13 protein-coding genes, 1 tRNA gene and 1 pseudogene are annotated in these 14,606 nt (G+C 64.1%); 7 read left to right on the top strand and 8 right to left on the bottom strand.

Annotated elements, in window-relative coordinates; genetic code table 11:
• Positions 1-240: 240 nt before the first annotated feature.
• Positions 241-702, bottom strand: coding sequence for a redox-sensitive transcriptional activator SoxR (gene soxR / locus ABIB56_RS08995; protein WP_354568860.1), 462 nt, complete (start codon positions 700-702; stop codon positions 241-243).
• Positions 703-754: 52 nt separating this feature from the next.
• On the opposite strand from soxR, the gene ABIB56_RS08990 reads away from it, so the two are divergent.
• Positions 755-2,140 (top strand): MFS transporter, encoded by a 1,386-nt coding sequence (locus ABIB56_RS08990; protein ID WP_354568858.1) that lies wholly within the window; start codon positions 755-757, stop codon positions 2,138-2,140.
• 50 nt (positions 2,141-2,190) lie between these two features.
• Here ABIB56_RS08990 and ABIB56_RS08985 read toward each other — a convergent pair whose 3' ends face one another.
• Together ABIB56_RS08985 and ABIB56_RS08980 are read right to left on the bottom strand one after the other, a co-directional pair.
• A complete protein-coding gene (locus tag ABIB56_RS08985) occupies positions 2,191-2,976 on the bottom strand; it encodes a TOMM precursor leader peptide-binding protein (RefSeq protein ID WP_354568856.1) in 786 nt (261 codons plus the stop codon).
• Positions 2,977-3,027: 51 nt separating this feature from the next.
• Positions 3,028-4,410 (bottom strand): zinc-dependent metalloprotease, encoded by a 1,383-nt coding sequence (locus tag ABIB56_RS08980; RefSeq protein WP_354568855.1) that lies wholly within the window; start codon positions 4,408-4,410, stop codon positions 3,028-3,030.
• Between the two features lie 155 nt (positions 4,411-4,565).
• On the opposite strand from ABIB56_RS08980, the gene ABIB56_RS08975 reads away from it, so the two are divergent.
• The 3 genes from ABIB56_RS08975 (at position 4,566) to ABIB56_RS08965 (ending at position 8,852) form a co-directional block, all read left to right on the top strand.
• Positions 4,566-5,627 carry a YlbL family protein gene (locus tag ABIB56_RS08975; RefSeq protein ID WP_354568854.1) on the top strand — a complete coding sequence of 354 codons (1,062 nt, stop codon included), beginning with the start codon at positions 4,566-4,568 and terminating at the stop codon, positions 5,625-5,627.
• 75 nt (positions 5,628-5,702) lie between these two features.
• The gene (locus ABIB56_RS08970; RefSeq protein WP_354568852.1) at positions 5,703-8,618 is read left to right on the top strand and encodes a UPF0182 family membrane protein; all 2,916 of its coding nucleotides are present in this window, start codon (positions 5,703-5,705) and stop codon (positions 8,616-8,618) included.
• A 160-nt stretch (positions 8,619-8,778) separates the two neighbouring features.
• Positions 8,779-8,852 (top strand) — tRNA-Met (locus ABIB56_RS08965).
• Positions 8,853-9,183: 331 nt separating this feature from the next.
• On the opposite strand, the gene ABIB56_RS08960 is transcribed toward ABIB56_RS08965, so the two are convergent.
• The 3 genes and pseudogenes from ABIB56_RS08960 to ABIB56_RS08950 all read right to left on the bottom strand — a co-directional run.
• The gene (locus ABIB56_RS08960; protein ID WP_354568851.1) at positions 9,184-9,417 is read right to left on the bottom strand and encodes a hypothetical protein; all 234 of its coding nucleotides are present in this window, start codon (positions 9,415-9,417) and stop codon (positions 9,184-9,186) included.
• A gap of 43 nt (positions 9,418-9,460) precedes the next feature.
• A complete protein-coding gene (locus ABIB56_RS08955; protein ID WP_502917586.1) occupies positions 9,461-9,643 on the bottom strand; it encodes a hypothetical protein in 183 nt (60 codons plus the stop codon).
• A gap of 209 nt (positions 9,644-9,852) precedes the next feature.
• Positions 9,853-10,176: pseudogene (locus ABIB56_RS08950) on the bottom strand (amidohydrolase family protein); the annotation flags it as partial.
• Between the two features lie 317 nt (positions 10,177-10,493).
• Between ABIB56_RS08950 and ABIB56_RS08945 the strand changes: the two are divergent.
• Complete coding sequence (locus ABIB56_RS08945; protein WP_354568850.1) at positions 10,494-10,691, top strand: hypothetical protein; 198 nt, start codon at positions 10,494-10,496, stop codon at positions 10,689-10,691.
• Positions 10,692-10,926: 235 nt separating this feature from the next.
• Here ABIB56_RS08945 and ABIB56_RS08940 read toward each other — a convergent pair whose 3' ends face one another.
• Complete coding sequence (locus ABIB56_RS08940) at positions 10,927-11,706, bottom strand: helix-turn-helix transcriptional regulator (protein ID WP_354568849.1); 780 nt, start codon at positions 11,704-11,706, stop codon at positions 10,927-10,929.
• 81 nt (positions 11,707-11,787) lie between these two features.
• Between ABIB56_RS08940 and ABIB56_RS08935 the strand changes: the two genes are divergently transcribed.
• Positions 11,788-12,864: a zinc-binding dehydrogenase gene (locus ABIB56_RS08935; protein ID WP_354568847.1), complete on the top strand. Its 1,077-nt coding sequence runs from the start codon at positions 11,788-11,790 to the stop codon at positions 12,862-12,864.
• Between the two features lie 206 nt (positions 12,865-13,070).
• On the opposite strand, the gene ABIB56_RS08930 is transcribed toward ABIB56_RS08935, so the two are convergent.
• Positions 13,071-13,697, bottom strand: a complete 627-nt coding sequence (locus tag ABIB56_RS08930) for a TetR/AcrR family transcriptional regulator (RefSeq protein WP_354568846.1) — start codon at positions 13,695-13,697, stop codon at positions 13,071-13,073.
• A gap of 148 nt (positions 13,698-13,845) precedes the next feature.
• On the opposite strand from ABIB56_RS08930, the gene ABIB56_RS08925 reads away from it, so the two are divergent.
• The gene (locus ABIB56_RS08925) at positions 13,846-14,595 is read left to right on the top strand and encodes an SDR family NAD(P)-dependent oxidoreductase (RefSeq protein WP_354568845.1); all 750 of its coding nucleotides are present in this window, start codon (positions 13,846-13,848) and stop codon (positions 14,593-14,595) included.
• Positions 14,596-14,606 lie beyond the last annotated feature (11 nt).

Genomic DNA, 14,606 nt, shown 5'->3' with positions numbered 1-14,606 from the left:
ACCAGATACGACAAACTCGCCCTCACCTACCGCGGCGGAGTCGTCCTTCGGGCCATCACAATCTGGCTCAAACCGTTAGGAAACACGCCCTAGGCCGGGGCCCGGCCTGATCTGTCACACTCATTCGGGTCGGCCTCTCCGATGCGTTTCTCCGGAGAAATCTGCTTCAGGCCGTGTAACGGGGCGGTTTCGTTTCCCCCACCCACGATCCTCCGGAGAAATGGGCAAGGTGGAGCTGGCCTAGGTCGGATCCGCCCATTTGCGCGGGCCGGTCCCTTCGACGCCCAACTCGTCCTTCGGGTTCTGCAGCGTGCACACGCCGAAACTCAGGCATCCGCAGCCGATGCATCCGGTGAGGTCGTTGCGCAGGTGTTCAAGTTGGGCAATACGCCCGTCGAGTTCGTCCCGCCACCGGTGGGAGAGGCGCGCCCAGTCCTTCCTGGTCGGCGTTCGACGTTCCGGCAGCGAGTGGAGAGCCTCTCGGATGTCCGCGAGCGGTATGCCCACCCGTTGCGACACCCGAATGAAGGCCACGCGCCGCAGCACATCGCGTCGGTAGCGCCGCTGGTTGCCCGTGGTGCGTTCGCTGGAGATCAGTCCCTCTCGCTCATAGAAGTGCAGCGCGGAGACGGCGACCCCGCTGCGCGCCGCGAGTTCTCCGACGGTCAGTACGTGGCGTGGTCCGCCCTCGATCTGCGGCATATCGCTCCCACCTGTTGACCTCAACAATAGTTGAGGTCTTAGGTTAGTAGTCATGACACCGGAGACCGAGACCGAGCAGACATCCACAGCCCGTGCCGCCGGCATCTTCAGCAGCCGCTATCTCTGGATCACCATCGGCAGCTGCGCGCTGGTCTTTCTCGGAGCCTTCGAGTCGCTGGCTGTGACGACGATCATGCCGCTGGTCAGTAAGGATCTTGGGGGCGCCTCGCTCTATGCCCTCGCCTTCGCGGGCCCACTCGCCGTCGGTGTCATCGGGATGGTGGTCGCCGGCAACTGGTCGGATCGCTCCGGCCCGATCGCCCCGCTGTACACCTCCGCGGCCTTCTTCGTCGTCGGTCTGTTGCTCGCGGGAACGGCCACCACGATGTGGACGCTCGTGATCGGTCGACTCGTGCAGGGGCTCGGCAGCGGTGCGATCACCGTCGCACTCTATGTCGTGGTGGCCCGCATCTATCCCCCCGAGCTCCAGAACCGGATCTTCGCCGGGTTCGCCGCGGCGTGGGTCGTTCCGTCGCTCGTTGGTCCTTTCGTGGCCGGAATAGTTGCTGAACAACTGAGCTGGCACTGGGTATTCCTCGGCGTGGTCGGCCTCGTGCTGATATCGATCGTGATGGTGGTCCCCGCCATGCGCATGCTCGGCGGCCAGCCGAAGAACGCGGATCCCGAACCGTGGGCGTTCGGACGTATCGCCTGGGCCGTGCTCGCTGCTGCTGCGGTACTCGCCGTCAACCTGTCCTCGGAGGTCGGTGGCATCTGGACGATGCTGCTACCCCTTGCCGCGATCGTGGTCGCGCTCGTCGCCCTGCGGCCGCTCGTTCCGCGCGGAACGCTCGTTGCTATGCGCGGACTGCCCGCCGTGATCCTGGTTCGCGGTCTCGTCTCCGCCGCCTTCTTCGGCGCGGAGGTCTATCTGCCCTACCTGCTGATCGAACGCCACCATCTCTCACCGACGCTGGCCGGACTCGCTCTCACCGGTGGCGCGCTGGCCTGGGCCGGGGCGTCCTGGCTGCAGGGCAGGATGGACGACCGTCTCGCTCAGCTCACCGCGATCCGCATCGGGACGGCTCTGGTGCTGGCGGGCATCCTGTTCGCCCTGGTCACCGCCGCTCTCGACCTGCCCGCCTTCGTGCCTATCGTCGGGTGGGTGTTCGCCGGCGCAGGCATGGGGCTGATGTATCCACGGCTGAGCGTGTTGATGCTCGGGATGTCCACGCCACTGAACCAGGGGTTCAACAGTTCGGCGCTGTCCATTTCGGACTCGCTCGGCGGAGCCCTGTCGCTGGCGTCGACCGGTATCGTCTTCGCGGCGCTCGCCGGATTTGGTGGCGGGTGGGCTTTCGCCGGATGCTTCGCGCTCGCCGCCCTCGGGGCCGTCGCGGCCACGGCGGTCGCGCACCGAATCGTGGAGAAGGCCTGATCGGCAGACGGCCAGATCAGCTGATGTGCCGCGTCAGCTGATGTGCCTGATCAGCCGCTGACAGCGCGGAGCCTGGCCGCGTCCACTCCGATGCAACCGCAGTCGGGATGCGGCGACCAGCGTCGCCAAGTGGTCTCGCCTGTCTCGGCTGCCAGATCGACGGATGCCGCGGACCGGTCCGTTCGTCGTCGGAGCAGCAACCGGGTGGCAAGGGCCGCCACCTCTTCGACGACGAGAGTGGTCTCTACCGGGCTGCTCCTGCCCCAGAGTTGCGAGGCGATGGTCGGCCACGCTGGGTCGGCATCCGTGCGATATCGGTCAAGGCAGTACAGGCACGGGCCGGCGCCCGGTTCGACGATCGGCCCGATCCGCACTGTGGTGTCGCCGTAGACAACCGGGAGGTGAGGGATGTCGCGCCGAAGCCAGTAGCCGTAGAGGTCGGGCTCGACCACGTAGTGTGCGACGATCACGGCGAGGTCGGTGTGTTCACCGTCCTCGACGAGTCGTCTGGCCGAGCGCCGCAGGATGTCGGCGAGACGGTCAACGGTGGGGCCACCGCCGACGATGGTGACGGCATCCTGTTCAGCGGTGCGTTGCTTCTCGAGTGCGGGGGAGACCGCGCGGAGCAGCGATGCGATATCGTCGGCTCCGGCTCCGGCCGCACGACCGATCATCTCGAGCCCTGAGCGGCTGATGCCGACGGCGAGTGCCGCGATCATCCGCTCGGATGCGTTGGTGAGGTCTCGCAGCACAACCGGCGGGGCATCGACGCCGAGCTGGAGGGTGTCGGTGCTGCGCCAGACCATGGGCAGACGGGGATCGAGCTTCAGGACCATGCGGGAATGATGCCCCGAAATCGGGTCGGCCGTCACCGACCATCCACAGGCCTACTGCGCCGGAGGTTCCTCTGCGGAACCGTCGCCGCCCTCGCGCGGACGATCATCGGTCGTGTCGTTGAGCAGGTCTTCGATCGCCTGGTCGATGTCGTCCGTCGCTGTCACCGGTCCGGTGAGGCGAGCGACGAGCGCAGCGGGATCGTCGATGTCTTCGGAGGTAGGAACGAGATCCGGATGCGACCACAGGTCGTCCCTGCGCTCTTCACCGAGCTCGTCGGTGAGCTTCTGCCACATGGCTGCAGCCTCACGCAAACGACGCGGACGGAGCTCGAGGCCGACCAGGGTGGAGAACGCGGATTCAGCCGGGCCGCCTGCTGCACGGCGGCGACGAACGGTCTCGGCGATCGCGCCGGACCTGGGCAGCCTGGCCGTGGCCTGGGCGGTGACGACATCGACCCAGCCTTCGATGAGCGCCAGCATGGTCTCGAGGCGGCCGAGAGCGGCCAATTGAGCCTCAGACTTCGGTGGGATGAGCGCGCCGCTCACCATGGCCTCGCGAAGCTCTTCCGGGTTCGATGGATCGAAGTCGGCAGCGAGTTCTTCGAGCCGTTCCGTGTCGATCCGGATGCCATGGGCGAATTCGGTGATCGAGGTCATCAGTTGCAGCCGGAGCCACTTGGCGTGACGGAACAGTCGGGCATGGGCCAGTTCGCGCACGGCGAGGTAGAGCTGCACCTGGTCATGCTCGATGTCGAGTCCCGCGCCGAAAGCGTCGACATTCTGCGGAAGAATCGCGGCCTGCTGTTCTGCGTCGTTGGCCGACCCGAGCAGTGGGATGCCGACATCACCGCCGGAGACGACTTCGCTCGCGAGCTGGCCGACGACCTGGCCGAGCTGCATGGCGAAGAGAGTGCCGCCGACGTTGCGCATCAACTTGCTCGCGCCGTCGATCATGCCGGACATCTCCTCCGGAGCTTGCTCGCGCAGAACCTCGGTCAGCGAGTTGGCGATGCTCAGGGCGACAGGCTCGGCAAGCTGGGTCCAGATGGGCATCGTCGCGGTGATCCACTCGGTGCGGCTCAACAGCCTCGGCGTCGAGGTGAGTTCGGAGATATAGGTCGCCTCGTCGAGCCAGAGGGCTGCGATGTGGAAAGCCTGCTCGAGAGAGGAGCGCTCGGCCGGGGTCGTCGTGACGACATCCTTCGCGGCGAGCGTCTTCGCCTGCTCGAGGGCGAGACCCCAGTTGATGCCGTCACCACTCGACTGAAGGGCGCTCTGCAGCTGCCCGATGAGGTTCTTGATCATCTCGGGGTCGTTCGGCAGGCCGGCGGCGTTCGCGAGGCGCGCCGGATCGATCTCCGAGTTACCGGAGAGGAACTGGCTCAACATGTCGCGGAACTCGTCTTCCGGGTTCTGCGCCGAATCTTCAGGCATAGCAACTACGCTAGCCGCTGCGCAGTCGAAGAGGCTGTGTTTTATCTTCAGTCTCGGCGGCTTCACGTGCGCCCGTGGCGAACAGCCCTCCGAAAGGACCAGCGGTGGCGCTTTTCACCGATGATCACCCCGCGCCAAAGCCCCGTCATCGGCGCTTGACCCGGATCGGCTGGACGCTCTTGCTCGCCGCACTCTTCGGCACCTTCGCCTTCGCGACGCTTCCCACGCCCTACGTGATCGAGCAACCAGGCCCCGTCTTCAATACCCTCGGCAAGGTCAGTTACGAGCACCATCAGGTACCGCTGATCGACATCCCCGACGAGAAGACCTATCCAACTTCGGGCACGCTCGACATGCTGACCGTGAACGTCGCCGGATCCCGCGAGCAATCGCCGAGCTGGCTCGAGGTTGCCCAAGCCTGGCTCGACTCGAGCCAGGCGGTACTGCCCATCGACCTGGTCTATCCCCAGGGCGAGTCTCAGCAGCAGTCCAACGAGGCGGCGACCATCGACATGCAGAACTCGCAGAAGGATGCGGTGGCTGCGGCGCTCACCAAGCTCGGCTACACCTTCCCGAGCGCCCTCACGGTCGGCAGCCTGTCGCCGAAGTCGCCGTCGGACGGCGTGCTCAAGAACGGCGACACCATCGTGAGCGTCAATGGCGAGACGGCGAGCACCGTGCTCGGTCTCCGGGCGATCATCGCCAAGACCGGCGCGGGCACGCCGGTGAACGTCGACATCCTTCGCGACGGCAAGCCGCAGACGCTGCAGGTCACGCCGGTACTGAGCAGTGACACGAAACCGGCACCTATCATCGGCATCATTCCCGCCATCACCTACACCTTTCCCTTCACGGTCAAGATCCAGCTCGAGAATGTCGGAGGACCGAGCGCGGGGCAGATGTTCGCGCTCGGCATCATCGACAAGCTGACGCCAGGCGAGCTCAACGGCGGAGCCAATGTGGCGGGCACCGGAACGATCACCGCAGAGGGCGAAGTGGGGGCGATCGGTGGCATCCGCCAGAAGATGTACGGTGCGTTGGATGCCGGAGCCCGCTGGTTCCTCGCGCCTTACTCGAACTGCGACGAGATGACGGGGCACATTCCGAAGGGCCTCACGGTGCTCGCCGTGAAGAATCTCGACGACTCTCTTGCCGCGCTGAAGGCGATCCGCACGAAGGCCGATACCAGCAAGCTGTTGACCTGCCCCGCAGGCTGACCACGCCCTGCGTTCTCGCAGCGCGAACCCTTAAGATGAGTGCCACAGCATCCGCCACAAGCCAGGAGCAGTCTCGTGACGTCCACTTCCACTGAAGAGCGAAACCCAGCGCCGCGATCGAGAGCCACAATTCTCATCACGATCGCCGTCGTCGCCGTTCTCATCATCCTCTTCTTCATTTTTGCGAGCCTCTACACGGACTGGCTGTGGTTCTCCCAGCTCGGTTACCGCAACGTGCTGACCACGCAGTGGATCGCCAGCACCATCATGTTCTTCATCGGCTTCTTCGGCATGGCAATCCCGGTATTCATCAGCATCGAGGTCGCCTTCCGGCGCCGACCGGTCTACGCGAAACTCAACGCCCAGCTCGACCGCTACCAGCAGGTCATCGAGCCGCTGCGTCGCCTGGCAATGTACGGCATCCCGGCACTTCTCGGCCTCTTCGCGGGTGTTGCGACCTCGTCGCGCTGGCAGCTGGCCCTCGAGTGGATGAACGGCGTGCCATCCGGCAAGACCGATCCGCAGTTCCACCTCGATATCTCGTTCTACCTCTTCGCGCTGCCGTTCTACCAGGCAGCGGCCGCGTTCGCCTCCGCCGTGGTTCTCATCTCGGCCATCGCCGCGATCGCGACCAGCTATCTCTACGGTGCGCTCAGGTTTAACGGGCGTGAGGTGCGGATCTCCCGCACCGCGCGCGTACAACTCGCGGTCACCGGTGCGGTTTACCTCGCGCTGCAGGCGGTCAGCATCTGGCTCGACCAGTATTCGACGCTGAGCTCGTCGACGAGCAGCCCGCTGATCGTCGGTGCCTCTTACGCGGATGTCAACGCCGTCATTCCCGGGCGCCAGATTCTGGCCGGTGCCGCAGCAGTCGTCGCGATTCTCTTCGTGATCACCGCGATCATCGGCCGCTGGCGCTTCCCACTGATCGGAACCGCACTCCTCCTCGTGAGCGGCCTGCTCATCGGTTCCGTCTATCCGTGGATCGTGCAGAAGTTCCAGGTCGAGCCGAACGTGCGAACCCTCGAGGCGCAATACATCGATCGGAACATCACTGCGACGAGGGAGGCCTACGGCGTCTCCAGCGTCAAGGAGGAGGCCTACAGCGCGACGACGAATACCGAGGCAGGCGCCCTGCGCAACGACGCGGAGACGACGGCCAATATTCGCATCATCGACCCCTCGCTGGTCTCCGACGCCTTCGCCCAACTCGAGCGCATCAAGCAGTACTACCAGTTCAACCAGTATCTGGATGTCGACCGCTACAAGATCGACGGCAAGACACAGGACACGGTGATCGCGGTACGCGAGCTGAACCAGAAGAACTCCGGCGCCACCGAGAGCTGGTACAACAACACCCTGGTGTATACCCACGGGTATGGCGTGGTCGCCGCCTACGGCAACCAGCGCTCCGCCGACGGCCTCCCCGTGTTCCTCGAGTCGGGCATCCCGACCAAGGGTCAGCTCGGCAAGTACGAGCCGCGCATCTACTTCGGCGAGGGATCGCCCGGGTACTCGATCGTCGGTGGCCCCAAGGGCGGCAAGAAGGTCGAGCTCGACTACCCATCCGGCGACTCGGGCAGCAAGCAGAACGCCACCACGACCTACAGCGGCAACGGTGGTCCGAAGCTCGACAACGTCTTCACGAAACTGATCTACGCCATCAAGTTCCAGTCGGAGCAGATCTTCCTCTCCAATGGTGTGAACGACCAGTCGCAGATCCTGTACACGCGTAACCCTGTGGATCGCATCCAGAAGGCGGCGCCGTATCTGACCCTCGACAGCGACCCCTATCCCGCCGTCGTCGACGGCCGGGTGACCTGGATCGTCGACGCCTACACGACGAGTGACAAGTACCCGTACTCCGCCGACCAGCAGCTGAGCAGCGCGATCTCGGACACCTATACGCCTCAACCCCAGCTAGCTCTCGACAACATCAACTACATCCGCAACTCGGTGAAGGCGACTGTCGATGCCTACACGGGTAAGGTGACCCTCTACGCCTGGGACGACAAGGATCCGATCCTCAGAACCTGGCAGAAAATCTTTCCGGCCACCATCAAGCCGGTGAGTGATATGAGCGCAGACCTGATGAGCCATGTTCGCTACCCGGCCGACCTGTTCAAGGTGCAGCGAGAGATTCTCGGTACCTATCACGTCACCGACTCCGACACCTTCTACTCGTCGACCGATGCCTGGGTGACCCCGAACGACCCGACGAAGCCGGCGGCATCGGCCAAACTGCAGCCGCCGTATTACCTCACGATGAAACTGCCCAAGGCGAAGGATCCGGCCTTCTCTCTCTACTCCACGTACATCCCGAAGTCCGCATCCGCCTCCGGCACCAGCAGCGTGCTGACCGGCTATCTCGCGGCCGACTCGGATGCGGGTGGTGTGAAGGGTACGGTGGCCTCGGGTTACGGCAAACTGACCCTCCTAGCGCTGCCCAAACAGGACACGGTCCCCGGTCCCGGTCAGGTGCAGAGCAACTTCAGCACGGACACGGCAGTCGCCAACCAGCTGGCGCTCCTGCAGCGCGGCGACACCACCATCGAGCGCGGCAACCTGCTCACGGTTCCTGTCGGTGGCGGCCTGCTCTACGTACAGCCGGTCTACGTGAAGTCCAGTGCTGAGACCAGCTATCCGATCCTGAGGAAGATCCTGGTGTCCTTCGGTGACAAGATCGCTTTCGAAGACACGCTGAATGCCGCTCTCGACTCGTTGTTCGGAGGGGACTCCGGTGCGAACGCCGGTGACGGCGGAATCCCTCCGACACCGACGACCCCCGGAACCACCAACCCGGGAACCACCGGCCCTGGGACGACAACGCCGCCGGCTGGCGACCCGAACCTCAAGGCGGCCCTCGTCGGCGTGCAGACCGCGCTCACGGCCCGTGCCGCCGCGTTGAAGTCAGGCGACCTTACGGCCTATGCTGCGGCGGACGCCGACCTCGTCACCGCACTGAACAAGCTGTTCGCGCTCCAGAAGTAAGGCTCAACGAATGACGGAACCGATCGATCTCAGTTCGGGCGACTGGCCCGACGCCAATCGCCCGAACTGAGACGAACGGGTTCCATCCGCTCGGAATGAGCCTCGCGGCCACCCGCGGGTAAGGCGACTGCTGTACCTGTGCTAGTGTTAATCCTTGTGCCGCGGGGTGGAGCAGTTCGGTAGCTCGCTGGGCTCATAACCCAGAGGTCGCAGGTTCAAATCCTGTCCCCGCAACAAAAAAAGGTCCTCTGACCAGGGATTCTCTCGGTCAGAGGGCCTTCTCCTTGTGGCAAAGAAGAAGCTCGTGTGGATCGACGGCACGACGCGGCGCTGGGACGGGTGCCTCCACTTCCAGCGCCACCCGGACGTGATCCTCGACTGGTTGGACACCTTCACTCGGTGACCGTCCCGGCCAAGGGTGTTCGCAGCCGCCCATGCGTTTCCTTCATGATGCCGAGCAATGTGCACGGGGTCCCGGCAAGTGAAACTGTCATGTCTCCAGAGTGCTTGGGGCGAAGATCTCGTCGACCGCCCACCGCCGCTTCGACAGCCCTTGCTCGAAGTGTTAGCGGAGGAATGTATCGATCGCTGCTCGGTTGGCCTCGATTCCGTAGGCCCACCAGTCGCCGTCCTTGAGCGCTCGATTCTGCTCGACGAGGTCATTCATCCACGGCACCATCACGTCGACGAAATTCGTGACGCGCCCGAGTTCCTTGGCCACAATGGCCAGGGCCTTCGATTCGAAGAATGTGTCGTAGAGGGCGCGAGCGAGGCGGGCGTGTTCGCGTCGGATGACCATCACATGTGCCATGGGGACGATGCCCAACCCATTGTGAGTGCGGTCATCGGACGATCCCCTCGCGTAGTCGTTCCCAGTTGCCGTGGGCGATGAGATTACGGTCAGAGTCCGGAATGTCGGCATCTACCAGGAATGCACGCGCACCCTCCCGGGAAGTCTGTTCGAATGGGTAATCCGTCGCGAGCAGAATGCGGTCGGCGCCGATGATCTCCGTCGCCCACCGCAGGTAACGCGCGGAGCGCAGGCCACTGGGTGACGTAGAGGTTGCGACGCACGTACTCGGCCATCGATAATTCGAGACCGGCCATGGCGGCCAGGTGTTCGATCTGCTCTCAACCCCACCCCGTGAGTTGCAAACCCGTCCGACACGGCCTTTCCGAAACCTGCGTAGTAAGCGTCGCGAACGACTGCAGGCGGCGATTGCGGGTGAAGGTGAATGGGTACGCGAAGGGCCTCTGCGGTCTCGAAGATCGACCAGAAGTCCGGGTGGTCAAGGCTCTTGTCACCGGTGCGCCCGAACAACATGGCACCATCGAGGCCGAGCTCCTCCACGGCGCGGCGAAGTTCTTTCGCAGCCTCCTCGCCCGACTGCGTGACCAGCGCGGCGAGACCCTGGAAACGGTTCGGCTTGGCTCGCACGGTTTGAGCGAATTGGTCGTTCGTTTCGGTCTGGAGCCGCACGGCGGCTGCCGCTGAAAGATTCTGGAGTCCTGGGGTGGTCAGCGAGAGCACGGCGACATCGACGCCGGTCTCGCCCATGACCCGCAGTCTCTCGTCGCCGAGATCGAGCAGTAGCCGACTCGTCTCACCCTCCGAAGCGGGGCCGAACGCGAGATCACGACCATCCGGATCTAGACCCCGGCCTGCCTCAAGGAGAGCCTCTGTCACGAAGTGTTCTTCGAGGCCGATAACGCGAAGCATCAGGATTCCAGGAGCGCGGGAACGAAGATGTCCTCGCTGGTTAGCAGCCTGGAGCGAGCTCCTCCGACATGACGGATTGCGACACCGGGCCACGGTGGGCTTCGATCGGGTACGCCACGAGATGGCGGTCGCCCTCGGACGCGCCCAAGCGGTCGGTGGCGTCCCCCGAAGTGGACGTCGAGCGGACCGCGCGTGTCGTCATGGCCCTCGTGCACGGTTTTCTCCTGCAGAAGGTTGCTTTCGGGCTCGACGATGTCAGCGGATTCGGCGACGATGTGCGGGCGGTTCTGGGCGGCACCGGCCGTTTCAGCATCCCCTCTCGGCGTCTCAACGTCATTGCCGACGGCGATTAGTCGGAATATCGCTCACAGCGGTGTCGCAGGAGGCCGTCGGAGAGGGAGACGCTCGGCCTCGTACCCCCGACAGTTTCGCTGGCTTCGCGGCCATACCTCTTCCGAACCCCCACGGCTGTTATCGAGTTGCGCCGGGCGGTGCACGGCCTTTGTCTTGCTACTTGCGGCGGGGCCAGTCCGAGCCGACGATAAGACCAGGTCTTCTGGCGGGGCATCGCGATGAGCACGGTAGGCGTCAGGCCGGTCGGTAGATGGTGAGGATCTGCTCGGGCTGGTCCGAGACGTGGAAGGAGGCGTAGGTCATGAGTTGTTCCTGGCCTGAGCGGGAGCGCACTCGTTTTGCGCCTGCCTGGCTTGTGGCGATGTCGTATCGGGGCCACCAGGCTTCTGCTTCGGGGCTGGAAGTGCGTAGCTCGCGTTCGAGGCGTTGGAATCGTGGCGAGCCGGGGTGCTTGCCCGCGTTGGTTCTGAGGCGTGCAAGCAGTCCTTGCGCCACGACGGGCCAGTCTGGCAGGGCGTCGCGAGCGGCCGGGTTCGTAAAGATCCAGCGTGCAAGGTTGGGCTTGGCAGCATCGATGGCGCCGGGGAACAGTTCGACGGCTGCATCGTTCCAAGCAAGTAGGTCGTAGCTACTGCCGGTTACGTATGCCGGGTTGGGGTTGACCATCTTTGGTACGTCTGCAACTTCGGGCGCGAGGTACTCGGAGTCCTCTCCCGGATGCGTTTCGTCGGCGGCGATCATGATGAGGTGCGCCCGTTCAGGCTCGCCCAGCCTCAGGGCGTCAGCGATCGCCGTCAGTACCTGAAGAGAGGGCCGCACGTCGCGGCCCTGCTCGAGGAACGTGTACCAGGTGGTGCTGATCCCGGCGAGGTTCGCGAGCTCTTCGCGTCGCAGGCCCGGTGTGCGTCGCCGGGGTGTGCCCGGAAGGCCGACGTCCGATGGCGACGTGCGCTCCCGTCTCGCGCGGAGGAACGAGCTGAGCTCGTGGCGCCGTTCGGCTGTCGAGTCGGTCACGTCTTCCTCCTCCCGGGTAACACGGATACCAGCATAAAGGGGATCTGGATACCACGTTCAGCCGCGTCCATGATTAAGGGCATGAAGGCATGGACTCTTGATTCGACCGATGCTGGGATTCGCCTTGAGGAGGTGCGGGAGCCGCTGGTTCGAGATGGCGGAGCAGTGCTTCGGATGCTCGCCGTGCAGGTACCCTCTTACACCCGCGTGCTCACTGTGGGCGGTCGCGGCGGTATTGCGACACCAACCGTGCTCGGTATCGGCGGGATCGGCCGGGTCGAGGCCGTGGCCGACGACGTTCACACCGTCAGGCCCGGCGATATCGCGCTCTGCACCGGTTTTCTGGCGACCGGTCGAATCGCCGACCCCGAGGAGGTGCTGCTCGGCTGGACCGGGATCGGTGGCCGCGGCACCCCGTCTGCGGCCACGGATGCGATGCGCCGAGTGTGGCGCACTGGCACGTTTGCGGAACGCGCGCTGATGCCGGCATCGACGCTCGTCGCTCTTCCGGGTGCTGAGCGTTACCCGGACCTGGCTCGTCTCGCCTTTCTGCCCTGGCTGACAGTCGCCGCTGGGGCGGTGGAACGAAGCGCTCTGAGTCCCGGCGATCGGGTGGTTGTGACAGGGGCGAGTGGGCAGCTCGGTGGAGCGACAGTGTTGCTGGCACTCGCGCGCGGCGCGGGCAGAATCGCCGCAGTTGGTCGGAACTCCGCGAGCCTGGAACATCTCGCAGCGCTCGACCCGCGAGTACGCCCGGTCCGCTCCTTTGGCGATCGAACAGCTGACGCTGCAGCGATTGCGGATGCGCTCGGCGGAGACGCCGATGTGGCCATCGATGCTCTCGGCCCCGCGCCGACCGCAGACTTGACGATGGCGGCTTTCGACGTACTCCGCCTTGACGGCACAATGGTGCTCCTTGGCGGGGTCCGTCAAACCCTTCCGATTCCGTACGACGAACTGATGCATCGCCGGATCACCCTCCGCGGTTCTTGGATGGCGTCTAACGAGACCGCCTACTCGGTCTGGCGACAGGTCGAAGCGGGCCTGCTCGACCTCACCGCCCTCGAAGTCATAACCGTTGGCCTCGACGACCCCGACGCAGTCCTTACCCTGGCCGAGGCGACGAACGGACTGAGCTTCGTAGCCCTCACGCCCTGAACAGGCGTGCTCCCAACCACCGGGCCGGAGGGGTGGGCTCTGCAGGGCGATTCAACCCATCGTTGTTCGACTCGTCTCCCGCTTTCAGGAACGCTGTCATTTCGAAAGGGTCCCAAGTCCGCAGTGGGCCAAGTGTCTCAATGAGGGCGAGAAATCGCCTCTCCAGGAAGTGCACCTCGTGGCGCTCAACCGCGATGAAGTCATCATCATCGGACGGCGGTTGGTTCCTGGCGCCTGTCGGCCGGAGGACTGACCGCGTCTAGGACGAGTGTGAGTAGGCGAGTGGACCGACGCTCACGGTCGTCGGTGGGGTCGATGCGCCAGAGAAATCCTACTAACAAAAGTAGGTCTTGGGCGTCGATGTCTGTTCGAACGGTGCCGTCTCGCTTTCCAGCATCGAGGAGAGCGTCAATCGCTTGGAGGATGGATGCGTAGCCCTCATCGGACAGGGTCTGTCGGGTGGCGGAATAGAGAGCTTCGCCTAAACCGTGCTTTATCCGGCCATAGGCGGCCAACTGAGTGAACCACTCTCGCAATGCGGCAGAAGCGGGCAGCGTGGCAACCAGGCGTGGAGCTGACTCGACTAGTTCGCTGACGTCGTTCCGGTGTACAGCCAGGATCAGCGCCTCGCGGTTGGGGAAGTGACGGTACATGGTTCCCTGTCCGACGCCAGCGGCTTTCGCGATCGATTGCACCGATGCATTAGCCGAGACGGCCAGCGCCTCCCGCGCCGCGTCCAATATCCGCAACCGATTTGCGACGGCATCGTTTCTGAGGCCCCCGCGCCGACTCTCTGCGGGATTAGTGGTCTTGTTCACGAGGCCCTCGCGCATCGCTTTTTGCAAGACTGCCCGATCAGTTGATTGCGAAACGGACACATGTCCGCTAAGGTGATGAGTAACGGACACCCGTCCGTATTCTTCCATCCTATGTGTTCTCGGGTGGCAGAAGTGAGTTGTGGAATGGATAACCATGCTGGATATGCAGAATAAAGTTGCTGTCGTTACGGGAGGCAGTTCAGGTATCGGTCTCGCCGTCGCGGAGGAGTTCGTTGCGCGGGGCGCGAAGGTGGTGATCACCGGGCGGCGGGAGGATCAACTCCGATCGGCCGAAGCGTCGCTGGGCGAATCGTGCTCGATCTTCACGGGCGACGTCTCGAGCAGCGCAGATGTCGACAGCCTCTATCAGGAAGTTGCCGTCCGACATGGACGCCTCGACATGGTCATCGCTAACGCGGGTGCGGGCTACCATTCCCCATTGGGCTCCATCACGGAGCACGAGTTCGATCAGACCTTCAATACGAACGCTAAAGGCGTACTTTTCACCGTGCAGTCGGCGCTTCCATTTTTGAAGGACGGCGCATCCGTGGTCATCATCGGTTCGACAGGTTCGATCAACCCCCCACGCGGTATGAGCATGTATGGAGGTGCCAAGGCTGCCGTCCGCGACTTCGTTCGCAGCTGGATCCAGGACACCAAGGGTTCGGGCATTCGCATCAATGTTCTCAGCCCGGGAGCTGTTGACACCGATTCGCTCCGAAGCGCCCTTGCGCGCGCCCAGGGTGAAGACCGGGTGCAGGCGGAAATCGACCGGATGGGCGTCGGAAGCCCCATCGGCCGCATCGCCCAGACGAGCGAGATCGCGAAGGCCGTTGCGTTCCTTGCCTCCGACGATTCCAGCTTTATTCACGGCGTCGAACTCTTCGCCGACGGCGGCCTCGCACAGGTCTAAGGAAAGTACCC

This window comes from Glaciihabitans sp. UYNi722 (assembly GCF_040549465.1).
Lineage (GTDB): Bacteria > Actinomycetota > Actinomycetes > Actinomycetales > Microbacteriaceae > Lacisediminihabitans.
The sequence above is the reverse complement of the archived record's forward strand: the minus strand, read 5'-3'. Positions and strand labels throughout refer to the sequence as shown.